General features: G+C 46.2%; 18 protein-coding genes. 11 read left to right on the top strand and 7 right to left on the bottom strand.

Annotated features, from left to right (window positions below):
* Positions 1–322: 322 nt before the first annotated feature.
* Positions 323–4,222 carry a phosphoribosylformylglycinamidine synthase gene (purL, locus tag JHD45_RS21765; protein WP_199478698.1) on the bottom strand — a complete coding sequence of 1,300 codons (3,900 nt, stop codon included), beginning with the start codon at positions 4,220–4,222 and terminating at the stop codon, positions 323–325.
* Positions 4,223–4,340: 118 nt separating this feature from the next.
* Positions 4,341–4,826, bottom strand: coding sequence for a tRNA adenosine(34) deaminase TadA (gene tadA / locus JHD45_RS21770; RefSeq protein WP_199478699.1), 486 nt, complete (start codon positions 4,824–4,826; stop codon positions 4,341–4,343).
* Between the two features lie 110 nt (positions 4,827–4,936).
* On the opposite strand from tadA, the gene JHD45_RS21775 reads away from it, so the two are divergent.
* Positions 4,937–5,362, top strand: a complete 426-nt coding sequence (locus JHD45_RS21775; RefSeq protein WP_199478700.1) for a CBS domain-containing protein — start codon at positions 4,937–4,939, stop codon at positions 5,360–5,362.
* Between the two features lie 125 nt (positions 5,363–5,487).
* Here JHD45_RS21775 and JHD45_RS21780 read toward each other — a convergent pair whose 3' ends face one another.
* The 4 genes from JHD45_RS21780 to JHD45_RS21795 form a co-directional block, all read right to left on the bottom strand.
* Positions 5,488–5,748: a cold shock domain-containing protein gene (locus JHD45_RS21780; RefSeq protein ID WP_325097344.1), complete on the bottom strand. Its 261-nt coding sequence runs from the start codon at positions 5,746–5,748 to the stop codon at positions 5,488–5,490.
* Between the two features lie 132 nt (positions 5,749–5,880).
* A complete protein-coding gene (locus tag JHD45_RS21785) occupies positions 5,881–8,664 on the bottom strand; it encodes a valine--tRNA ligase (RefSeq protein ID WP_199478701.1) in 2,784 nt (927 codons plus the stop codon).
* A 151-nt stretch (positions 8,665–8,815) separates the two neighbouring features.
* Positions 8,816–9,328, bottom strand: coding sequence for a hypothetical protein (locus tag JHD45_RS21790; protein ID WP_199478702.1), 513 nt, complete (start codon positions 9,326–9,328; stop codon positions 8,816–8,818).
* A gap of 307 nt (positions 9,329–9,635) precedes the next feature.
* Positions 9,636–11,099, bottom strand: a complete 1,464-nt coding sequence (locus JHD45_RS21795) for a leucyl aminopeptidase (protein ID WP_199478703.1) — start codon at positions 11,097–11,099, stop codon at positions 9,636–9,638.
* 118 nt (positions 11,100–11,217) lie between these two features.
* Between JHD45_RS21795 and lptF the strand changes: the two genes are divergently transcribed.
* Together lptF and lptG are read left to right on the top strand one after the other, a co-directional pair.
* Positions 11,218–12,357, top strand: a complete 1,140-nt coding sequence (lptF, locus tag JHD45_RS21800) for an LPS export ABC transporter permease LptF (RefSeq protein WP_325097345.1) — start codon at positions 11,218–11,220, stop codon at positions 12,355–12,357.
* The gene (gene lptG, locus JHD45_RS21805) at positions 12,354–13,415 is read left to right on the top strand and encodes an LPS export ABC transporter permease LptG (RefSeq protein ID WP_199478705.1); all 1,062 of its coding nucleotides are present in this window, start codon (positions 12,354–12,356) and stop codon (positions 13,413–13,415) included. Before lptF ends, lptG begins: the two co-directional genes overlap by 4 nt.
* A 65-nt stretch (positions 13,416–13,480) precedes the next feature.
* On the opposite strand, the gene JHD45_RS21810 is transcribed toward lptG, so the two are convergent.
* Positions 13,481–14,647, bottom strand: coding sequence for an aminotransferase class I/II-fold pyridoxal phosphate-dependent enzyme (locus JHD45_RS21810; RefSeq protein WP_199478706.1), 1,167 nt, complete (start codon positions 14,645–14,647; stop codon positions 13,481–13,483).
* Positions 14,648–14,809: 162 nt separating this feature from the next.
* Here JHD45_RS21810 and dksA point away from each other — a divergent pair, with 162 nt between their 5' ends.
* The 8 genes from dksA (at position 14,810) to pgi (ending at position 23,545) form a co-directional block, all read left to right on the top strand.
* Positions 14,810–15,244 (top strand): RNA polymerase-binding protein DksA, encoded by a 435-nt coding sequence (dksA, locus tag JHD45_RS21815; protein WP_199478707.1) that lies wholly within the window; start codon positions 14,810–14,812, stop codon positions 15,242–15,244.
* 4 nt (positions 15,245–15,248) lie between these two features.
* On the top strand, positions 15,249–16,127 hold the full coding sequence (gene gluQRS, locus JHD45_RS21820; RefSeq protein ID WP_199478708.1) for a tRNA glutamyl-Q(34) synthetase GluQRS: 879 nt from the start codon (positions 15,249–15,251) through the stop codon (positions 16,125–16,127).
* 116 nt (positions 16,128–16,243) lie between these two features.
* Positions 16,244–17,692, top strand: coding sequence for a sigma-54-dependent transcriptional regulator (locus JHD45_RS21825; RefSeq protein ID WP_199478709.1), 1,449 nt, complete (start codon positions 16,244–16,246; stop codon positions 17,690–17,692).
* A 553-nt stretch (positions 17,693–18,245) separates the two neighbouring features.
* Entirely contained in the window at positions 18,246–19,685 is a 1,440-nt protein-coding gene (gene pcnB, locus JHD45_RS21830; RefSeq protein ID WP_199478710.1) for a polynucleotide adenylyltransferase PcnB, read from the top strand.
* 18 nt (positions 19,686–19,703) lie between these two features.
* Positions 19,704–20,192 carry a 2-amino-4-hydroxy-6-hydroxymethyldihydropteridine diphosphokinase gene (folK, locus tag JHD45_RS21835; RefSeq protein WP_199478711.1) on the top strand — a complete coding sequence of 163 codons (489 nt, stop codon included), beginning with the start codon at positions 19,704–19,706 and terminating at the stop codon, positions 20,190–20,192.
* A 3-nt stretch (positions 20,193–20,195) separates the two neighbouring features.
* Positions 20,196–21,023, top strand: a complete 828-nt coding sequence (gene panB / locus JHD45_RS21840; RefSeq protein WP_199478712.1) for a 3-methyl-2-oxobutanoate hydroxymethyltransferase — start codon at positions 20,196–20,198, stop codon at positions 21,021–21,023.
* A complete protein-coding gene (gene panC / locus JHD45_RS21845) occupies positions 21,020–21,871 on the top strand; it encodes a pantoate--beta-alanine ligase (RefSeq protein WP_199478713.1) in 852 nt (283 codons plus the stop codon). Before panB ends, panC begins: the two co-directional genes overlap by 4 nt.
* A gap of 27 nt (positions 21,872–21,898) precedes the next feature.
* Entirely contained in the window at positions 21,899–23,545 is a 1,647-nt protein-coding gene (gene pgi, locus JHD45_RS21850) for a glucose-6-phosphate isomerase (RefSeq protein ID WP_199478714.1), read from the top strand.
* Positions 23,546–23,764: the final 219 nt, after the last annotated feature.

Genomic DNA, 23,764 nt, shown 5'->3' on the forward strand with positions numbered 1-23,764 from the left:
GTGTTATCGTTCGGCTTGCTTAGCTTCTTGTTTAAGCTAAGTGGCAAAGCGTTGTTTGCGTTACCGTCCGTGTCAGTGGGTGCGTATAATACATCCTAGAATTTTGAGCGCAAGTACTTTTTGTCTTTTCTAACGATTAAATATAAGAAACACACTTTCTGCACATTAATCATTCATTAACACCGTCTTTCGACCAAAAAACGTTCAATTTCTCCATTTAGCAGCACTCAATAGCTGTTATTGTTCATCAGCCATTAATAAAAAAGGCCTCTAATCATGTCATTAGAGGCCTTACTTAACTCTCACTTTTTAGGTTAGAAAATTAACCCAACCATTTTCTGGCGTTTTGGAACAATCGCAACCAAGGGGCTTGCTCTTGCCAATCACTTGGGTGCCAGCTGTGCTGAACCGTACGGTAAACACGTTCTGGGTGAGGCATCATGATAGTGACACGGCCATCCTCAGAGGTTAAGCCGGTGACGCCTTGTGCTGACCCGTTCGGGTTGAATGGGTAACGTTCCGTTGCTTGACCGTAATTGTCCACATAACGAAGGGCAATTTGCGCAGAAGATGCTAAGAACGCAATATCTTGCTCATCACGATATTCGGTTTGACCTTCCCCATGGGCCACAACGATCGGCATACGAGAACCTTCCATACCATCGAACAAAATAGAGTTGGATTTTTGAACCTCTACTTGAACAAGACGTGCCTCGAACTGTGCCGATTGGTTACGGACAAATTTCGGCCAATGGTCTGTTCCAGGAATCAGTTCATGCAGATTCGACAACATCTGACAGCCATTACACACACCCAGAGAGAAGGTATCTGGACGGTTAAAGAAGGTTTCGAATTGCTCGCGAGCAACCTGATTGAACAAAATGGACTTCGCCCAACCTTCTCCAGCTCCCAATACGTCACCGTAAGAGAAACCACCACAGGCTACCAAACCACTGAATTGATCCAGCGTAGTACGACCAGACAAGATATCACTCATGTGAACATCCACTGGTGTAAAGCCTGCTTTGTAGAAGGCAGCAGCCATTTCTACTTGACCATTGACGCCTTGTTCCCGCAATACGGCGATTTTTGGCTTCTTACCAGATGCAATAAAAGGCGCAGCTACATCAGCATCAATATCAAAAGAGAGATGCGCCGATAAGCCAGGATCATTCCCATCCAACAAGCTATCGAACTCTTGTTGCGCACAGTCTGGATTATCACGTAGCGCTTGAATACGGTAGCTGGTTTCTGACCAAACACGCTGCCAATTAACACGAGTTTCTTCTAATACCGTTTCGCCACCGAAACGCACGCGTATGGAATCGTCTCCTGATAAGGTCGCGATAGAAGTCACTGTGATGCCCGCATTGGCATAGGCAGAGATCACCTCAGTCACATCAGACTCATTCACCTGAATAACCGCACCTAACTCCTCATTAAATAAAGCAGGTGCCACTTGCGCACGACTGGTAATGGTTTCATCTAAATCAATGTTTAGACCCAAATGACTTGCGAACGACATTTCCGTCAACGTCGCAAACACACCACCATCAGAACGGTCGTGGTAAGCCAGTAATTTGCCTTCAGCGTTCAAAGCTTGTGTGGTATCGAAGAAACCTGCTAAGGCCGCTGCATCATCAACGTCTGGCGCCTGCTGACCAAGCTTGTTATATACCTGAGCGATAACCGAGCCACCAAGGCGATTTTTGCCAGCCCCTAAGTCCACCAGCAACAAACGGCTATCCGCTTTATTTTGCAGTTCAGGTGTTAGCGTTTTACGCACATCCGCAACTGGAGCAAAGGCTGAGATAACCAAGGAAAGAGGAGAGGTTACTGCTTTGTCTTTGCCATCTTCTTTCCATACCGTTTTCATGGACATGGAGTCTTTACCCACTGGAATGGCAATATCCAATGCAGGACACAATTCCATACCTACCGCTTTCACGGTTTGATAAAGCTTCTCGTCCTCCCCTTCGTGACCCGCTGCGGCCATCCAGTTGGCAGACAATTTAATATGCTTACGTTTGGTGATTTGTGCCGCTGCTAAATTGGTAAGCGCTTCACCGACCGCCATACGGCCAGACGCTGGCGCATCAAGTAGAGCAACTGGCGTACGCTCACCCATGGTCATGGCCTCACCCGTGTAGCTTTCAAGTGAAGACGTGGTTACTGCAACATCTGCGACTGGCACCTGCCAAGGACCTACCATTTGATCACGAGCCACCATACCAGTAATAGAACGGTCACCGATGGTGATCAAGAAGTTTTTACTTGCGACCGTAGGCAAACTCAGAACACGTTTTGCGGCCTCTGCTAAATCCACGTTTTCTGCAGTGAAGTCATCACCAGAAATCACGGCTTTCTTCGCTTCACGATGCATTTTTGGTGGTTTGCCGAACAACACAGACATTGGCAAATCCACTGGTTTGTTGTCGAAATGCGGATCGGCAACTTCTAAATGTTTCTCTTCTTTTGCATCACCAACAATGGCAAATGGGCAACGTTCACGCTCACAGATCGCAGTGAACTCTTCGATGCGATCCGGTGACACTGCAAGAACATAACGTTCTTGAGATTCGTTACACCAAATTTCCAACGGGGACATACCAGGTTCATCGTTTAGGACTTTACGCAGATCAAAGTTACCGCCACGCTCGCCATCTTTTACCAATTCAGGCAAAGCATTAGATAAACCGCCTGCGCCCACATCGTGAATAAAACTGATTGGGTTCTTGTCACCCAGCTGCCAGCAACGGTCAATGACTTCCTGACAACGACGTTCCATTTCTGGGTTACCACGTTGAACAGAGGCAAAGTCCAAGTCTTCGTTTCCATCAGCCGATGCCATAGAAGACGCCGCGCCTCCGCCAAGGCCGATCAACATCGCAGGACCGCCAAGAACAATTAATTTAGCACCGACTTTGATCTCTTGTTTTTCAACGTGCTCACGACGAATATTACCGATACCACCCGCCAACATGATTGGCTTATGATAACCACGCACTTCTTTTTGCGAAGCACCTTGGATTTCTTGTTCGTAAGTACGGAAATAACCCAGAAGATTAGGACGACCAAACTCGTTGTTAAACGCCGCACCACCAATCGGCCCTTCGATCATAATGTCTAATGGCGTCACAATGCGGGAAGGCTTGCCATATTGGCTTTCCCAAGGTTGTTCGTAACCTGGAATTTTCAGGTCGGATACCGTGTAGCCGCTCAAACCTGCCTTTGGTTTTGCGCCAACACCGGTAGCCCCTTCATCACGAATCTCACCACCTGAACCGGTTGCCGCACCAGAAAATGGAGCAATCGCCGTTGGGTGGTTGTGGGTTTCCACCTTCATCAAAATGTCGATGTTTTCTTGGCTAAAATTGTATTCACGAGTCTCTGGAGACGGGAAGAAACGACCACCAAAGTGACCTTCCATCACAGCGGCGTTGTCCTTGTAAGCCGACAAGGTGCCATCTGGGTTATGTTCGTGGGTGTTCTTAATCATTTTGAACAAAGAGCGTTCTTGCTCTTCGCCATCAATGGTCCAAGACGCATTAAAGATTTTATGACGACAGTGCTCAGAGTTTGCTTGGGCAAACATCATCAATTCTACGTCAATTGGGTTACGACCCAATTCAATGAAAGAGTCAACTAGGTAATCAATTTCGTCTTCAGCCAGTGCCAGCCCAAGCGTTTGGTTTGCCTCAACCAACGCAGCACGGCCACCGCCTAACACGTCCACACTTGTCATCGGTGCGGGTTCAGCATGAGAAAATAAGTCGGCCGCATCACTCAATGCAGACAACACACTTTCTGTCATGCGGTCATGCAACATAGCAGACAATAGATCCAACTCTTCTGCCGTTAATGGCACAGCGCTGTGGATAAAGTATTCCACACCGCGCTCAACACGAGAGACTACGGTAAGGCCACAGTTATGAAGGATATCGGTTGCTTTGGATGACCAAGGTGAAATGGTGCCTAAACGCGGAACCACTAAAACACTTTGCTCAGATGAACTGACTTGGGAGGATTTAGGACCGTAGGCTAGAGCACGTTGCAGGACAGTTTGCTGCTCAACGGAAAGCGTTTGGTCATCAGCCAGCTCCACGAAATGCAGAAACTGCGCGTCGACATCAATAACAGATGGCACAGACGCTTGCATATTGGCTAATAACTTTGCTTTGCGAAACGCCGATAGCGCCGCGGAACCATGCAGGGTTAGCATGTTGTATGTTGCCTCACTTGGTAGTTTTGGGGAAATGGTGCGGGTATTTTAAAGCAAGGAGGCAAATAGAGGCTAGCATAGTATGACATTTCTACAGTAAATGAGGTAGAAATCCCTATCAATCGCGTTTGGCTTGCTGTTTCAGTTTCTTTTTTTGCTCCCGGCGGTACTGAAAAAACTGAGTCAATTGCAACGATGCCGCTTCCGCCAACACTCCAGAGCAAACGTCTACTCGATGATTCAAGAAAGGCGCATCAAAAAACCGCCCTTGGCTTTCCACTATGCCACTTTTGGGCTCAGTGGCAGCGTACACCACTCGCGCCACTCTTGAATGAACGATAGCACCAGCACACATGGGGCAAGGCTCTAAGGTGACATACAAAGTCGCACCAGGAAGGCGATAATTATTCATCCGTTGACAGGCATCTCGGATCGCTTGAATTTCCGCATGTGCAGTAGGATCGCATTGAGAAATGGGAGAATTATAGCCTTCACCGATGATTTCCCCATCCAACACAACAATGGCTCCAACTGGAATTTCATTTTCAAACGCCGCTTTTTCGGCCAATAGCAGTGCCTGTTGCATCCATATTTCATCGTTCATTATATAATCGCCTTAACATTGATCTTATTCATGGCAAACGAATTGCCTTTCGACGAGGCTTACACCAAACTAATTGATACTTTAAACAGGAAAATAGGGAGATCGACAATATGATGAAAGTCGCGGATTTGATGACAACTCAACTTGTCACACTAAAAGAGGACGACTCTTTGGCCACCGCCAAATCATTAATGCACAATAAAAACATTCGCAATCTACCCATTACGAATGATCTAGGAGAATGCATCGGCCTATTAACGCAACGAGAGTACCTACGCCATGCGTTCTATCTGGTCAGCCAATTCGGGACGCAACAGCTCAGTCACAAAGAAGAGCAAACGCCCGTTGCAAAAGCCATGAATACCGATATTTTAACCATCACCCCAACCACGGACCTCGATGTGGCGGCCGAGTTTTTTATCGAAAACAAATATGGCTGCCTCCCAGTCATCGAAGACAATAAATTGGTGGGTATTTTAACGCCAGTTGACTTTGTTAGATTGGCCCATCGTCTACTCACCAAACAAGACCAATAACAGAAAGCTTTGCACGACACTACAGACAAAAACCAGCGAAATAAAAAGCAGGCAAGAATCAATATTTACGCATCATATAGCATGTTGAGTCTACTTTTATACCGCATTAGGTCGTGCAAAGAATGTTAACCATTGGCTTGAGCCGCTTCACTCTGGGATTTTTTAGACGTTGCTGGCGTACTCTCTATCTGGACATTCATCGCCTGAATCCCAAATTCCGTTGTCTCTAAAGTGAAGCTAACCTCTTGACCTTTGCGTAAGGTTTTATGGCCCTCTGTCTGAATAGACTTATAGTGCACAAACACATCGCTCTCACCTACTCGTTTGATAAAACCAATGCCCTTGGAGTCATTAAACCACTTAACTTTCCCAATCACTCTTTCCACACCGAATTACCTCTACTACTTATTTTTATTTTTTTGAGACGACTCTCATTCTATTTAAGCCCTACACTATTGCAATTCAAGATTCATAGAAAAAGGCACCCAAAGGTGCCTTGTTTTCGTTCATCTTGCCAATTATAAAGACTCTATACTGGCTTTTTGCTCTTCTAATTTGCTGACCACCAGCTTCAGATCATCACACTTAGCACGCTCTTTCGCTACCACAGCCTCTGGCGCTTTAGCCACAAAGCTCTCGTTAGATAGTTTGCCTTCAATGCGCTCAAGATCCTTAGTCGCTTTATCAATCTCTTTTTGCAAACGCGCAATTTCGGCATCTTTATCGATCAATCCAGCCATTGGCACTAACACTTCCATGTCCCCTACTAAAGCCGTTGCGGACATAGGTGCTTCATCGCCAGCGTTTAGCCAAGTGATGGTTTCCAGTTTTGCCAATTTTTGCAAGAAGGCCAAGTTCGCTTCAAGGCGGGCCTTGTCTTGCTCAGAACCATTGCGGAATAAAACATCTAGCGGTTTAGATGGGGCGATATTCATTTCACCACGAATATTACGCACGCCTTCAATCACCCCTTTCAGCCATTCCACATCGGCTTCGGATTGAGCGTCTTTCTTAGCTTCTTCAGCTTCTGGGTAGGACGCCAACATAATGGTCTCACCTTCCACTCCCGCTAGCGGCGCAACACGTTGCCAGATTTCTTCCGTTAGGAATGGCATCATAGGGTGTGCCAAACGCAGGAAGGCTTCCAACACACGCACCAAGGTACGACGAGTTCCTGTTAGCTGAGCTGGCGTTGCATTTTCATCCCAAAGTACCGGTTTAGACAGCTCCAAGTACCAGTCACAGTACTCATGCCACATGAATTCGTATAGAGCTTGTGCTGCCAAGTCATAACGGTGTGTATCAAAAGCACGATTTACCGCTTCTTCAGCGTGCTGTAGACGAGAGATAATCCACTTATCGGCTACAGACAATTCCACTTCTGCACCATTTTGACCACAGTCTTGATCTTCTGTGTTCATCAGAACGTAACGGGTTGCGTTCCAAATTTTGTTACAGAAGTTTCGATAACCTTCTAAGCGGTTGAGGTCGAATTTAATATCACGGCCACCAGAAGCGAGCGAGCAAAGGGTAAAGCGCAAAGCGTCGGTACCATACGCCTGAATGCCCTCTGGGTAGGTTTCGCGGGTGTTCTTTTCAACTTTCTCAGCAAGACGCGGCTGCATCATGCCGTAGGTGCGCTTTTTCACCAAAGACTCGATATCAATACCGCCGATCAAATCCAATGGATCAATGACGTTGCCTTTCGATTTGGACATCTTGTCGCCGCGCTCATCACGGATCAGACCAGTAATGTAAACGGTTTTGAATGGTACCTTGTTGGTGAACTTCAAGGTCATCATGATCATTCTGGCCACCCAGAAGAAAATGATATCAAAGCCTGTTACCAACACATCGGATTCACTGAAGTCTTTAAAATCTTGTGTTTCTTCCGGCCAACCTTGTGTCGCGAAGGTCCAAAGTGCAGAAGAGAACCAAGTGTCTAATACGTCTTCGTCTCGAGTCAGCTCAAGATCCGCCGCTAAACCATATTTAGCACGTACATCGTCTTCACTCATGCCGACATAATGTTTGCCTTCAGCATCGTACCAAGCCGGAATTTGATGCCCCCACCAAAGCTGACGAGAGATGCACCAGTCTTGTAGATCTCGCATCCAAGAAAAATAGGTGTTTTCCCACTGTTTGGGGACAAATTGAATGTCGCCGTTTTCAACCGCTTCAATGGCGGGTTTAGCAAGAGTCTCAACCGCCACATACCATTGTTGCGTCAAGTAAGGTTCGATCACTGTGTTACCACGCTCACCGCGTGGCACTTTTAACTTGTGATCAACTACCTTTTCAAGTAAACCTAGCTCATCAAAATCTTCTACTACCGCTTTACGCGCATCAAAACGATCCATCCCCTGGTATTTTTCTGGGGCATTCTCATTGATCTTCGCATCGTCAGTAAAAATATTGATCAATGGCATATCATGACGTCTGCCCACTTCATAGTCATTAAAGTCATGGGCAGGTGTGATTTTTACACAGCCAGTACCGAATTCTTTATCAACGTATTCATCCGCCACAATTGGAATACGACGCCCAACCAAGGGTAACTCGACAAATTTGCCCACCAAATCAGTAAAACGCTCATCATCGGGCGCCACCGCGACAGCCGCATCGCCAAACATGGTTTCTGGTCGAGTTGTTGCCACGACAATATGGTCTTTACCATCAGCGGTTTTCACCCCATCCGCAAGCGGATAACGGAAGTACCACATAAAGCCGTTTTCTTCTTCAGAGATGACTTCTAAATCGGAAATGGCCGTGTGTAGAACGGGGTCCCAGTTAACCAAGCGTTGACCACGGTAAATAATGCCTTCGTCAAACAAACGTACAAACACTTCTTGAACCGCCGCCGACATGCCAGGGTCCATGGTGAAACGCTCTTTGTCCCACGCTACCGAATCCCCTAAGACACGCATCTGGTCAGAAATGGTACCGCCAGACTGACCTTTCCACTCCCACACTTTTTCTAAGAATTTTTCACGCCCCAGATCATGGCGAGTGATATTTTGTGCCGCCAATTGACGTTCGACCACCATCTGCGTAGCAATACCTGCATGGTCACTACCTGGTTGCCACAAGGTACGTTTACCTTTCATACGCTCACGGCGAATCATGGCATCCATCAAAGAATGCTGAAACGCATGGCCCATGTGCAGGCTACCAGTGACATTAGGTGGCGGAATCATGATAGAAAAAGGCACGCCGGAACCTTGAGGCGAGAAATATCCCTCTTCTTCCCAACGTTGATAAATAGGCTGTTCGATACTTTGTGGTTGGTAGGTTTTTTCCATTATGATGTCTTAAAGCTCTTATGTAGCGGTAAATGTAATTGGTGGATTATAACGTGTCATGGTCAGATAAAGAATAACCTGACTCATTTGAATAACAAGCTGTTTGAGGTTAGCAACCTCGCATTCGGAACAAGAGTGTCCGGCTAGGCCTTTATTTTCTGTTCGACATTTGCTCATTCACTAAGTGCAACACCTCTTCTACTAATTCAGGCAAGCGTCTTTGCAACACTTCAGCCAACGCAATAGAAATTGCCTCTTGCAATTCAGATTGCTCGCCTGCCGCTTGCTGCGACCTCTGGTGCACTGACTCGTTTTGCAATGGGGGTTGTTGTGCTGGCGTAAAGCCTGCAGGAGCTGCCTCCGGGGTCGTTAATACGGGAATATCCGAATGATCCTCTTGGTCATTCGTTTGGCTTATCGCCTCCTCTTGTCTCGCATCTTGATCCTCTCTAAGGTCCTCAGCAACCAGTTCCGCTAGTCCCATTGGTTCTGAGGACGTCGCAGCGGAATGAGCAAACTCATTGTCAATGACGTCAATATCTTCTTTGTCCGTCACAACATCCATCAAAATCGGAATGTCATCTTGATTACGCAGCGCATTGATCAAGGTATTTTCATCCGGTTCTAATGTGGTTTCTTCATAATGAGCGGCTAATTCAGACATAAAACATCAACCAAAACTACAGGAGTTCGTTAAGTTAAAAGGAGGATAAAAAACAAACCAACAGGTCGACAAAACGGCCTAACACATCAGTTAACTTTCGCATTCCCGAAAATAAATGTCTACCCTATATTGACACAGTAAACGGACTTCTCAGCGTTTCTCTTCCTATGAGCTATCTATCTCCTTCATTCTTTTCATAAAAAAAGCAGTAACGACTTATCGAGACTGCTTTTTTCTTAACCTGCGCGACAAACAAAGACTAAATCGAAAGGTTTCTTTATTGAAGCTTTCGGTTGCCGTGTTTCGACTACTGTGCTTTCGCCAATAAATAGCGTGTCAGTAAGGCTACAGGACGACCGCTTGCCCCTTTTGCCGCGCCACCAGTCCATGCCGTCCCAGCGATATCCAAGTGTGCCCAAGGGTAAGATTCGGTAAAGCGAGACAAGAAGCACGCAGCCGTTACTGAGCCCGCTTCAGGGCCACCAATATTGGCGATGTCGGCAAAGTTACTATCAAGCTGTTGCTGATATTCTTCGTCCAGTGGCATTTGCCAGATTTTGTCGGCGGCAATTTGGCTGGCAGCTTTCAATTCAGAAGCAACCGCGTCATTGTTTGCATACATTCCAGAATTCACACCACCTAACGCTACGACACACGCACCAGTCAACGTCGCAATATCCACTACCGATTGCGGTTTAAAGCGTTCAATGTAAGTCAACGCATCACACAACACCAAGCGCCCTTCGGCATCGGTATTCAAGATTTCAACCGTTTTACCCGACATGGTTTTGACGATGTCGCCAGGCTTAGTCGCACGTGCACTTGGCATATTTTCAGCCGCCGCAATAACCGCCGTAAAATTCAGTTTAGGCTTCAACTCACAAATCGCCTTCATGGTACCGAAAACACTGGCCGCACCACACATGTCGTACTTCATCTCGTCCATTTTAGGACCAGGTTTCAAAGAAATACCACCTGTATCGAAGGTAATTCCTTTACCTAACAATACGTGAGGTGCTTCGTCTTCTGCACCACCACGATAATGCATAACAATCAAATAGCTAGGCTGGTCACTACCACGACCTACAGACAGCATACAATGCATGCCTAGCTCATCCATTTTGGTTTCGTCTAGTAGCTCAACCTCAACACCGTATTCTTCACCCAACATTTGCGCTTTTGACGCAAGGTAATTTGGTGTACAAACATTGCCTGGCAGATTGCCCAATTGACGAGTAAAGGCAGACCCGGCTGCCGTTGCTACCCCAATGGCAAGAGACGCTTCATCGCTGCCTTCGATCATCAAGGTCTCCACCTTTGACGTTTTCTCAGCATCATCTTGTTTAAAGCCAAGGAAGTTATAAAAGCCTTCGTTTAACCATTGCGCGACCAACGCAATGGTTTCTCCTGCAGAGCGACCTTTAAACTCTAATGCAGCGTTTGCCACTGCGACTGTCGCATAAGGCAAAGACTTGATTTGTGACGCAATAGCCGCCACAACTTTGCGTGCTTGCATATCACTTAATGACGCGCTTTTGCCCACGCCCACTAACAAAACGGCCTGGGCAAAGTCGGCGGATAGACTTGGCAACAACAACGTCTGCGCTAGGCTGCCTTTAAAAACACCGCTTTCACGTAGTGAGGTGAGTTGACCGTCAGAATTCGCATCAACCCAAGCACTTGATTCTGGCAATTCTCCTTCGCTTGGAACAAAGGCGACAACCAAATCTGCTTGAACATTAGACAAGCGATCGAATAAAACCGTATTCATGAAAGATTCCTTAAAATAACTTTGCAAAAAAAACTGGATAATCTTCTTCTTAGCACGAGATAATGGGGGTCTTTAATTTGTATTCAACTCTACACAAAGAAAGCACTATCCAACTGAGGTGACTTTGAGATTATTTAGATACTTGGCGAAAGAAGTGTTGATGTCAACTGCTGGCGTGACATTCATTTTGCTTATCGTCATCCTGAGCGGCCAATTCGTCAACTATTTAAGCCGTACGACAGATGGCAAGATGACCTTCAAATTCTTATTTATCATTCTTGGCTACCACACACCTAGCTTTATACAAATGATCCTGCCTTTGGCCTTTTTCCTTTCTCTGCTACTGGCATTTGGTCGGTTATACATAGAAAATGAAATGTCGGTGTTGTTTTCCTGCGGAATAAGCAAACTCAAACTGGCGTCATATACTCTTGGCATCGCCCTGATTGTTGGCTTAATGAGCGCGGCACTGAACTTTTGGCTAGCGCCAACCAGTGAATACAATTCGGAAAAAGCCTCTCAAGAACAAGACCAGCTATCCGCTTTTGACTTTCTCCAACCTGGACGCTTTCAAGGCTATGGACAACGCACTACCTATATTGACAGTTTTACCAAAAAAGAAGGCTGGATGAATCAAATCTTTTTATCCAGTTTAACGCGTAAAAATAACATCAACGTCCCCACTATTTTGATGGCCGACTACGCCGAAGAAATAAAAATGAAAAGTAACAAAGGACTGGACTACCTTGTCTTTAAAAATGGCACTCGATATGAAGGCATCCCCGGCACCGCCAACTACCGTGTTACCAAATTTGACACCTATGCCATGCGCCTAAAGCAAAACGCCCCTGAAGCCATTACCGACCCAACAACGCGCAGCACTTTATACTTATTAAAAAGTAACGTTCCCGAGGACATAGCTGAGCTGCAATGGCGCATCTCACTTGTCATTATGATCCCCATTCTCGCCATCATCGGACTCTCGCTTAGTCAAGTGAATCCACGGCAAGGACGTTTTTTCAAAATGATGCCAGCCATCATTCTAATGATTTTCTACATTGCCCTTCTCATTTGGGGTCGTACGGCTCTTGAAAAAGGCGCTATCCCCATTGATTATGGATTATGGTGGATACATGGCATATTTGCACTCATTGCCATCGGTCTCTTTCTTCAATACAACCAGGTATTTTTTCGCCGTAAAGCCAGACTACCGGCATCCAATCAAAGCAACTCAGGCACAAATGAGCCAACTTCATGAATAAGATAGATAGATACATTGCTACTAGCGTTTTATGGGCGTTTTTAATCGTCATATTTGTACTGCTTGGACTGGATTACGCTTTAACGTTTATCGACAAGATTAAACAGGTTGATGACCATTACCCCATTTCTTCCCTACTGCAAGTACTGTTTTTTCGCCTACCGGGGAAACTCGCACAATACATACCTATCGCCTCTTTGATCGGCACACTAATGGGACTCGGCACCCTGGCCTCAACATCAGAACTAACCGTCATGCGCGCGGCAGGCTTGCCTATCTGGCGTATAGGGCTGGCAGCTTGCCAGCCCATCTTGCTGGTGTCATTGATCGGTCTGGCCATTTCTGAATACGTCGCGCCCGTTGCCGAACAAAAAGCCAATTTAATCGAACAAATCCGCGACCAACAAGACACCAACTTCGCGCTAACTGGCGGGGTATGGCTTAAAGCCGATAAAAAATTCGTCTACATTAATGCGGCCGACAATACTGGAAAACTGTACGGCATTATTGTCTACACCCCCGAAAATGAAACCTTGAAACGGGTCATCCGAGCCGATACCGCAACTCACAAAGCGGGTAATCAATGGACTTTACATAATGTCCGCGAAACGCTGTTTTTCCCCGATCATACCGAAGCCAAGTCCTTTAAAACCATGGACTGGAGCGTCAGTATTAAACCTGAACATTTGTTCTTAGCCTCACAGGATCCTGACTCGTTGTCGCTCTCGCAGCTATCAAACTATAAAAACTACTTGGAAGCGCAACACCAAGACGCCTCTCAATACGCTTTGGAGTTCTGGCAAAAAGCACTGCGACCATTAGGTTCACTTGCTTTAGTGTTGGTTGCCTTATCCAGCGTATTCGGTCCGTTACGCTCATCCACTATGGGAGGGCGCATTTTCTCAGGGGTGATGATCGGATTAGCGTTCCAGAATGGCTTAAACCTCTTTGGGCAAATGAGCGTGGCCGCCCACTTCCCTCCTGTCATCGGTGTCAGTATTCCAATTGTACTTTGCACTTTGGCTGCGCTCTATTTAATGCGACGCAAAGGCTAATAGAGCGAGACAAAGGCCAATAAAAAAAAGATTAAATCACTCCACACTTAGCTCCAGTCAAATCGCTAGGATTGCATGAATCGTTCAATCCTAGCGATGGCTTCTACTAATCTTTCTTTCTCACAAGTATAGGCAAAGCGCACATACTGGTGCGCATTTGCTATACCAAAATCGGCTCCTGGTGTTAATGCCACATACTCTTGCTCTAAAAGCTCTAAACACCAAGTCATCGCGTCTGACGTGACTGAAGACACATCAACAAACACATAAAATGCGCCTTGAGCTGGTGTAACAACCGGCAGGCCAATGCGCTCCAGACCTTTTAATAACGTCAGGCGACGCTGATTTAATAGCTCTCGACGTGCTTCGCATTCCGCCAATACTTTCTCATCAAAAGCGTGCAAAGCAGCGTATTGCGACATGGCGGGGGCACAGATAAAAAGATTTTGCGCTAACTTTGTCGCCCCTTCAACCGCCCACTCTGGCACCACTACCCAACCTAATCGCCACCCTGTCATGGCAAAATACTTAGAGAAGCTATTGATAACAAAAAGGTTATCGTCCACCGATAAAGCGGTGAAATCATCTCCATCATAAACAAGCCCCTGGTAAATCTCATCGACCAACAGATGTCCACCCAGCGCCTTCACTGTCTGCCAAGCTTTCTCGATATAGGCACGACTCAATACCGCACCCGTTGGATTAGCAGGTGAAGCCAACCACAAACCAGCGGTCGTCGATGACCAATGTTGCGATAGAGCATTCAGATCAATCGTAAACTCGTCATCGGGTGAGGTTTCTATCAATTGCGCTCGCGCTCCAGCCTGCAACAAAAAGTGTCGATTACAGGGATAGCAAGGGTCTGGCATGATCACCTCATCCCCCTCGTTTACCATTAAAGACGCCATGAGTAGCAAAGCCCCCGATGCACCGGGCGTAACGATAATACGTTCAGGAGCCACAGATACCTTGTAACGAGAAGAATAATAATGGCTGATCGCCTGTTTCAACTCTGGCAACCCTGTTGCCGAAGTATAGCCAGTTTGCGCCTGCTGAATGGCTCGCACTCCCGCTTCGCTCACCTCACTCGGGGCAACAAAGTCTGGCTCCCCCACCTCAAGATGAATCACATCGTGACCATTCGCTTGAAGTTGCTTGGCCTTATCCAGAACAGCCATAACCTGAAAAGGTGCGATTTTACTGACTCGACGCGCTAATTGAGCTTGCTTCATTGATGTTTTCCTAATTCCGTTACATATTTTCATGAAATTTTGAGCAAAAAATGTGGTGAATAGTAAAATTATCTGGTAAGTTTCCGCCCGAAAAATAAACCACCTAATCTTTTTAGTTTACAGGTTACCATACAAGGTCACCTGCGAAATGAGGCTATGCGTATGCCAAATACGAACCCGGAATCTTTAATGAAAGAATTCACCCCTTACGTTGCTGAGGAAGGTGAAGAATACATGAACGAGAACCAGTTGGCGCATTTTAAAAGCATACTGCTCAATTGGAAACAAGGCCTAATGGAAGAGGTTGACCGTACTGTACATCACCTCAAAGAGGAAGCGGTTAACTATGCGGATCCGAATGATAGAGCAAGCCAAGAAGAAGAGTTTAGCTTGGAATTGCGCGCTCGTGATCGTGAACGTAAATTGGTTAAAAAGATCTCTCAGACCATTGAACGCATTAACGAAGATGATTATGGATTCTGCGATGAGTGTGGCATTGAAATCGGCATTCGCCGACTAGAGGCTCGCCCAACCGCCACCTTATGCATCGATTGTAAGACATTGGCCGAAATCAAAGAGAAACAAATCGGCGGCTAAGCCAATGTCGTCGCGTTACCGAGGCCGTTTTGCACCATCGCCAACCGGCCCGCTTCACTTTGGCTCTTTGTTATGCGCTGTCGCCAGTTACTTGGACGCACGACAGCACAATGGTACTTGGCTCATCCGCATTGAAGATGTGGACGGTGTACGCTGCAAACCCGAATATGCGGAGCAGATGCTTGCCACTCTAAAAAGTTATCAGCTAATCTCTGATGAACCTGTACGCTTTCAACTCCCCCACTCTGCTCTCTACGAACATTATTTAGACCAACTTAAGCAACAAGATCGCGTTTTCCCTTGTAACTGCACTCGCCAATCCCTTATTGAGCACCAAGGCAGACACCCTGACATTTGCCAAAGCACGATCAATAAGCCACATTCCTGGCGATTAAAAACACAAAATGATGTGTACCGTTGTCATGATGCCATACAAGGCATCTTACTATTCGAACAAGATTTAACGGGCAACCACCCCATCTTAAAACGCAAAGATGGCTACTTTTCGTATCAACTTGCCGTGGTGATTGACGATCACTTACAAGGCATCACACATTTGGTACGTGGTGCAGACTTAATCGATACCACGGCGCAGCAATTATACCTGTTCGACCTATTTGGCTGGCCGCCGCCTAAACTTTGTCACATTCCCTTAATTGTTAATGAGCAGCAAGAAAAAATCAGCAAGCAAAACCATGCCAAAGCCATTCCAAATGGTGACTTGGCGACGTTAAAGCGCGTTATGTATTACCTCGGCATCCAAACCGATCACACCACAAGCATTCAAGAAACGCTAGCACAAGCTATTCTTCAATGGTCACCCAAAACGCTCAGCAAACAACGCATCATGACCTTACAAGCCAACGACACCCATTTCCTCTAACCTTCACCCGTCGTCTTACAACCCCAACCGTCCTATCATCCTCATAGGTTTATTTTTTGCTATTCAAGGGATAACGAGTGTGTATAATCGTTGCACTGGTTACAAGAGGTGACATAATGCATCACATAATGATAATAAGTCCTGATCATTCGCCGTTAAAAGAAGCAGACAAATGGTTGTCTCGCTATGGGTTTCAAGTCAACCTAAGCCACTCTTTTGAACAGGCTCACAAATTTTATGAACTGAAAGACTTTGATCTTCTACTTGTGGATAACGACTGTCTTATCAAGGCAGCGCCACAGCAATTGGAAAACACCCCACCAAGGATAGTATTAGACACAAAACCTGGCCTTAATGTTGCGGTACAAACCATGTCATTAGGGGCCAAGTATTACTTACCCCTTCCGACGGATTCAGAAACCTTACTAAAACACGTTATTGACGCACTGGAAAATACTCCGAGCCAAGACGACATCGCAAGCGAAACTAACAGAGACAGTAAACCGAACAAAGAAGCACCTCTGCTTTTTGCGCGTTCAGAACAAGAAGAACAATCCATGCGATTGGGCTACGAAGACAGCACCATCATAGGACGCTGCCCACCGATGGAAGAGCTTTTTAGCGACATACGCAAAGTAGCCAGCACGGATGTAACCGTATTAATTCGTGGCGAATCGGGTACTGGTAAAGAGCTGGTTGCCAAAGCCCTCCATGATTTAAGCAAACGCAACAACAAACCACTGATCAGCGTAAACTGTGCTGCCATACCAGAAAACCTTATCGAATCTGAGCTCTTTGGTCATGAAAAAGGCGCCTTTACCGGGGCTTCCAGTGCCCGAGACGGCCTGATTTACGCCGCTGATCATGGCACCCTCTTTTTAGACGAAATTGGTGAGCTTCCCCTTGAAGCCCAAGCTAGGCTATTGCGTGTGCTACAGGAAGGAGAGATCCGTCGCGTAGGTGCTGTACAGGCGACCAAAGTAGACATCCGATTGATCACCGCAACGCACAGAGATTTAATGGACATGGTAAGACGCAGGCAATTCCGTGAGGATTTATACTACCGCCTGTACGTCATGGAGCTAATCATCCCACCACTCAGAGAACGGGGGGATGACATCTCTATGATCGCCAAAAACCTATTGGAAAAAGCCTGTAAAAAGCACAATCGTCCTTTACTGGCCTATAACAAAAACTTTGATAAAGCGATTCGTGCACACCATTGGCCAGGCAATGTTCGAGAACTCGAAAATGCCATTGAACGGGCCGTTATCTTAAGCCCTGCCAATAAAATCGAAGCGGCTAACTTGAAGATTTCATCTCGGCATACCAGCCAAGCCGCCAGCCACGCACAGCAAATTGAAACAGCTCGGGAGGAAGCGCACTCATCAATGACACCATCAACAGGTACGACACTTGACGATTACTTTAAGCACTTCGTCCTCTCGCACCAACATAAAATGACAGAGACCCAACTTGCACATTCTTTGGGCATATCCAGAAAAAGCCTGTGGGAAAGACGACAAAAGCTTGGCATACCAAGACAAGTAACAGAAAATAAGTAACACTTGATACTAAATTACACATTAAAAAATAGGAATTTTGCAAATAAAGCGTACAGAAAAAACATAAAACTTAATAAATTCAATGTATTATATTTTTTGGCACAACTCATGCTCTATATAGATCACAACGATAAGAAGATTGACGAAGAATAAAAATAAGTTAATCAGTCGTCGTATGTTCTTAATAATAAAAATAACAAATAGGAATACCATAGCCTCTCAAAATAAAAATAAAAATTTGAGGCTATGGATGGAAAATCGCTTTGGATAATTGATTTTTTTAGATATATAAGCCTTCGGGCAATGAAAACATTGCAATAATAAAAATAAAACCTGAGTAGAACTGCTGAAGCAGCACCCACTTTGTTTTCGGAACTAGTATCTTCATGTATCCAAAGCGATTATTTTGTTTTTCGGGGGTTACCCGATATATTACTCGCCTTTCTGTTCTATCTACGTCATATTCGCTTAATCCAGATACTCTATTATCCGTGTAACTTTCGCCTCACACGTGTAGAATACGGTTTTTGTTAACTTAAAAATTTGTTGTCTAATGCTTACAGGATTAAAATCTCTGGTACGTAAAGCCTCTTCACTGTTTGCCCCTAAAAAGGAACAGACTTACCCTATTATCATTTCACGCAGTGACCATAGTCTGTCTCGTCAGAACTTAAGTCCCAACGCCGTGAAAGTCTTATATCGCTTGAACAAAGCGGGATTTGACGCTTACCTCGTCGGCGGTTGTATCCGCGACCACCTAATCGGCGTTATCCCAAAAGATTTTGATGTGGTCACCAACGCCACACCGGAAGAGGTCAACGCTTTATTCTCAAACTCTCGTTTGATCGGGCGACGGTTTCGACTGGTTCATGTAACCTTTGGCCGCGAGATCATTGAAGTATCGACCTTTAGAGCTAACAGCGCTCAAGACGATGACACTTTCCAAAAAGATAAACCGCAAGACTCCCTAAAGGGCAAAGATTCAGCCCGCTCAGCTCATGGCATTGTTCTACGTGACAATGTCTATGGCAGCATTGAAGAAGATGCAGAGCGCCGCGACTTTACCTTTAACGCCTTGTATTACAATGTCAAAGATTTCAGTATTCATGATTACTGTGGTGGCCTAGCTGACATTGAGAACAAACACATCCGAATCATCGGTGATCCCCGTCAACGCTATCAAGAAGATCCCGTACGTATGCTACGGGCAATCCGCTTTGCCGGAAAATTAGACTTTGAGATAGAAGAAGAGACCGCCGCCCCCATAAAAGAAATGGCGCATTTGCTAGACCATATCCCCCCCGCTCGCCTGTTTGAAGAAGTTTTAAAACTACTCGGCAGTGGTAATGGGGTCAAAACCTTCCATTTACTCAGACAATACGGCCTATTTAAGTACCTATTTCCTGATACGGAAGCGCTATTGCAAAGTGGTTGGAAGCGCGATGATATCGACCCAATGGCCTTCATTCTGCAAGGCTTAGAAAATACCGATAAACGCATCCAAAGCGGCAAAACCACCGCCCCTTACTTTTTATACGCAATTATGCTGTGGCCAAGCGTAGCGCTACGCCATGAAGAATTTCAAACGCAAGGCATGCCAGCCACACCGGCACTTCACCAAGCGGCCAATATGGTCTTAGACAATCAAGTAGCTTCTACTGCTATCCCAAGACGTTTCTCTACGCCTATGCGGGAAATTTGGGACATGCAATTCCGCTTACCTAAGCGCTATGGTAAACGAGCCTTTATCCTACTTGAACACCCACGTTTTCGTGCCGCCTTTGATTTCTTGCTAATCCGTGAGTTAAGTGGCACTAATCTGGGGGGACTTGGCGCTTGGTGGGAAGCCTTCCAATTTGCTAACGAGCAAGAGCAAAGAGACTTGGTTAGAAGCATCGATGCTCGCGCTAACGATAAAGAAGCGGCCAAAAAACGCCGTCCTCGCCGTCGCAGAAAAAGCAACGCGCCACGTCGAGAAGCATCAAACGAATAAGAATAAGAGGTAGCCTCTGTGACACTTGTTTATATTGGACTGGGTAGCAACCTTGAAACCCCTGTGGCACAAATAAAAAGCGCCATATTGGCTTTACAAACACACCCTGATCTGCAGCAGGTTCGGGTTTCCTCTCTGTACTCCAGCAAACCAGTTGGCCCTCAAGATCAACCAGATTATGTGAATGCCGTTGCCTCGTGCCATACTGCACTCTCACCTATTGCCCTATTAGATGTGTTGCAAAGCATAGAACAGGCACACCATAGAATTCGAGAGCGCCACTGGGGGCCGAGAACACTGGATCTTGATTTACTGTTATTTGGCGACGAACAGATTCAACTCCCACGCCTTACGGTTCCCCACCCTTATATGCTAGAAAGAGGGTTTGTCATCCGCCCTCTGATGGATCTTGCCCCAGAATTGCGCCTTGCCAACGGACACACCGTTAAGGAGCATGTACACCAACTTGATACCAGCGATCTGGTGTCTATTGATGAAGAAGAATAGACTATGTACTCAGATAACTCTCAAAGAAAGCTTACTAAGCCTGTTACCCTATCAACGCTTAAAAAAATGAAAGCGGATAAAGAGAAAATCACCTGCCTAACATGCTATGACGCCTCATTTACTAATGTGATGAACGCTGCTGGCGTAGAAACCATCTTGATAGGGGATTCCCTAGGCATGGTTGTACAAGGTCAAGACAGCACCTTACCCGTCACCATCGAAGACATGTGCTATCACACAGCAGCCGTTAAGCGTGGTAACACCAATGCGCTCATTATTACCGACATGCCTTTTATGAGTTACAGCGATCCCAAGCAAGCCTTGGATAATGCTGCCAAGCTAATGCAAGCCGGCGCGCATATGGTCAAATTAGAAGGCGGCAGCTGGTTAGCAGAAACCATACAACTGTTGAGCCAACGAGGTATTCCTGTCTGCGCTCATTTAGGCCTCACTCCTCAGTCCGTACATAAGTTTGGTGGTTACCGAGTGCAAGGCAAAGGCCAAGAAGCCGCAGACCTTTTATTGGCGGATTCTTTGACTTTAGTGGAAGCGGGAGCTGACTTATTTGTTTATGAATGCATTCCAACTGAGCTGGGTAAGACGCTAACTGAAGCCGTCCCAGTACCTACTATTGGCATTGGCGCTGGACACCATACTGATGGTCAAGTCTTAGTCATGCACGATATGCTTGGCGTCAATCTAGGCCATACACCAAAATTCGTAAAAAACTTTTTAATTGACGGCCGCAATGTAACACAAGCCTTTGAAGCCTTCGTACAAGAAGTCAAAGACGTTACTTTTCCAGGACCTGAGCACGGATTTAAATCATGAAAACATTCCATACGGTTGCCGAGCTTCGCGCTGCACTCAAAATAGAACGCTTGAAAGACAAAAGTATCGCATTTGTCCCAACCATGGGCAACCTGCATGACGGTCACATGTCACTGATTCGCAAAGCAAAACAAGAAGGAGACATCATCGTCTCTTCCATCTTTGTTAATCCCATGCAGTTTTCAGATCAAAGCGATTTAGAGCGCTACCCAAAAACCTTAGAAGAAGACAAACGCGTTCTTGAAGCCAACGGCTGCCACTACCTGTTTGCACCGGATGCATTAGAAATGTACCCAGATGGCAAACGCAGCCAAACTCAAATTGAAGTTGTCGGCATTTCCGATATTCTTTGTGGTGCGTCTCGTCCAGGACATTTTGTTGGTGTTTCCACAGTTGTAACAAAATTGTTTAATATTGTTCAGCCAGACTGTGCCATATTTGGTAACAAAGACTTTCAACAATTAAAAGTCATTGAGGACATGGTGCGCGACCTAAGCTCTAACGTGCGCATTATTGGCGTCGATACCGCTCGCAATGAAGATGGCCTTGCCATGAGTTCGCGTAACGGCTATCTAACAGAAGAAGAAAGACGCATTGCCCCCACAATATACCAAACCCTATTGTGGGCAAAAGATGCGCTAATAGAAAACCGTGCGAGTCACGAGGACATCTGCGAACAAGCTCAACAGAAGCTTGAAGCAGCTGGTTTCCGTCGTGATTATTTTGAAATCCGCGCACAAGATACTTTACAAACACCGTCAGAAGAAGAGAAGCGCCTGGTCATTTTGACTGCGGCATACCTAGGCAAAGCACGCCTGATTGATAACTTGCGTATAGAGCTGGCCTAATTCACTTTGAGACCAAGGGAGATTGTAATGCGTTCACCCACAGAATTAACCGCTTGGAAAGCATTAACAGAGCACCAGAAAGAAATGGCCTCTGTTGATATAGCATCCCTGTTTGCCAACGACCCACAAAGAGCCACAAACTACACGACTCACGCCGCTGGCTGGACATTGGACTACGCCAAAAACCGCGCCAGCGATAAAACATTAGCGCTGCTCATAGACTTAGCAAAAGAAGCGGGTCTAGAAAGCGCTATCAAAAAAATGTTCAGTGGCGAACACCTCAACAGTACTGAAGATCGTTCAGTTTTACACGTCGCTCTTCGTGCCAGCCAGGCGCAAAAAAGCCTCATGGTAGACGGTGTCGATGTACTCGCAGAGGTTCGCGCGACCCTTAAGCAAATGGAAACCTTTGTTAAGCAACTGCACAGTGGCGAATGGAAAGGCTATACAGGTAAGCGCATCACAGATGTTGTGTCTATCGGTATCGGCGGTTCATACCTTGGTCCAAAAGTCGTAGCGGAAGCGTTAACTCCCTACAAAAAAGACGACATTAAGGTTCATTTCGTTGCCAACATCGATGGCTCAGACATCAGTGGCAAACTGAAGCAACTCAATCCTGAGACGACGGTTTTTGTCATTTCATCAAAAACCTTCGGTACCTTAGAAACCTTGTCTAACGCCAACGCAGCACGGGATTGGTTTCTCAGCAATGGCGGCTCACAAGATAACGTCAGTAAGCACTTTGCCGCAGTCAGTTCCAATGTAAAAAAAGCTGTTGATTTCGGTATGGCCGAAGAAAACATCTTCCCAATGTGGGACTGGGTGGGTGGTCGTTATTCACTCTGGTCAGCAATTGGTTTGCCCGTTGCCATTGCCGTCGGCATGGACAACTTCTACGAATTGCTGGATGGGGCGCATCAAATGGACGAGCATTTCCGCACAGCACCGTTTGAGAAAAACCTCCCTGTTATCATGGGCGCACTTGGCGTGTGGTACATCAATTTCCACAACGCCCAAACTCACGCTTTGATTCCTTACGATCATTACCTACGCGCCATGCCTGCGCATATCCAGCAGCTCGATATGGAAAGCAATGGTAAATCGACCCTATTGGATGGCGATGGCGTAACAACCGACACAGGCCCAATCATTTGGGGTGGCGCAGGTACCAACGGCCAACACGCCTACCATCAGCTACTGCATCAAGGCACACGCCTTGTACCTGTGGACTTTATCGCCCCCTTGACCAGCCATAATCCCATTGGTGAGCATCACACGCACCTGTTTGCTAACTGCTTAAGCCAATCACAAGCGTTGATGGTCGGCAAGACCCTTGAGCAAGCCAAGCAAGAGCTACGTGACGCTGGAGCAACTCCAGAGCAAGTCGATGCCGTTGCGCCTCATAAAGTCATACCAGGTAACCGCCCTAGCAACACCCTACTGACAGACAAAATGACACCTGCCACAGTTGGCGCCTTAATCGCCCTATACGAACACCGTACGTTTGTACAAGGCACTATCTGGGGCATCAACTCATTCGACCAATGGGGCGTTGAACTGGGTAAAGTACTAGGAACCGACATCTACAAACGCCTTGTTAGCGACAGCGACAACAGTGCACTGGATACTTCAACTCAAGCACTGATTGATGCCTTTAAAAAGGCTCAACAATAGCGTTGAGGTTATTATGGATGCGTTTGAAAACACCAGCTTCGGCTGGTGTTTTTGTTTATTCCCTCCCTTTTTTGAGGAGAGGATAAGGGAGGGGTTATTTAGCTAGTTTATTAGGATTGGTTCAATAAGTTAGAGCCCTAGCCTTTCTAATAGTTCAACGAAAAACACCAGTTTCGCAGGTATTTTTTTATTTTTTCACACATAAAGCTACAAAAACTT

Origin of the sequence: Marinomonas spartinae (assembly GCF_016461715.1) — a bacterium.
GTDB classification, from domain to species: Bacteria; Pseudomonadota; Gammaproteobacteria; order Pseudomonadales; family Marinomonadaceae; genus Marinomonas; species Marinomonas spartinae_A.

Bases quoted from the DNA above. Each gene is read 5' to 3' on its own strand.
- purL (WP_199478698.1), bottom strand. From the start codon at position 4,222: ATGCTAACCCTGCATGGTTCCGCGGCGCTATCGGCGTTTCGCAAAGCA.
- tadA (WP_199478699.1), bottom strand. From the start codon at position 4,826: ATGAACGATGAAATATGGATGCAACAGGCACTGCTATTGGCCGAAAAA.
- JHD45_RS21775 (WP_199478700.1), top strand. From the start codon at position 4,937: ATGATGAAAGTCGCGGATTTGATGACAACTCAACTTGTCACACTAAAA.
- JHD45_RS21785 (WP_199478701.1), bottom strand. From the start codon at position 8,664: ATGGAAAAAACCTACCAACCACAAAGTATCGAACAGCCTATTTATCAA.
- JHD45_RS21790 (WP_199478702.1), bottom strand. From the start codon at position 9,328: ATGTCTGAATTAGCCGCTCATTATGAAGAAACCACATTAGAACCGGAT.
- JHD45_RS21795 (WP_199478703.1), bottom strand. From the start codon at position 11,099: ATGAATACGGTTTTATTCGATCGCTTGTCTAATGTTCAAGCAGATTTG.
- lptG (WP_199478705.1), top strand. From the start codon at position 12,354: ATGAATAAGATAGATAGATACATTGCTACTAGCGTTTTATGGGCGTTT.
- JHD45_RS21810 (WP_199478706.1), bottom strand. From the start codon at position 14,647: ATGAAGCAAGCTCAATTAGCGCGTCGAGTCAGTAAAATCGCACCTTTT.
- dksA (WP_199478707.1), top strand. From the start codon at position 14,810: ATGCCAAATACGAACCCGGAATCTTTAATGAAAGAATTCACCCCTTAC.
- gluQRS (WP_199478708.1), top strand. From the start codon at position 15,249: ATGTCGTCGCGTTACCGAGGCCGTTTTGCACCATCGCCAACCGGCCCG.
- JHD45_RS21825 (WP_199478709.1), top strand. From the start codon at position 16,244: ATGCATCACATAATGATAATAAGTCCTGATCATTCGCCGTTAAAAGAA.
- pcnB (WP_199478710.1), top strand. From the start codon at position 18,246: ATGCTTACAGGATTAAAATCTCTGGTACGTAAAGCCTCTTCACTGTTT.
- panB (WP_199478712.1), top strand. From the start codon at position 20,196: ATGTACTCAGATAACTCTCAAAGAAAGCTTACTAAGCCTGTTACCCTA.
- panC (WP_199478713.1), top strand. From the start codon at position 21,020: ATGAAAACATTCCATACGGTTGCCGAGCTTCGCGCTGCACTCAAAATA.
- pgi (WP_199478714.1), top strand. From the start codon at position 21,899: ATGCGTTCACCCACAGAATTAACCGCTTGGAAAGCATTAACAGAGCAC.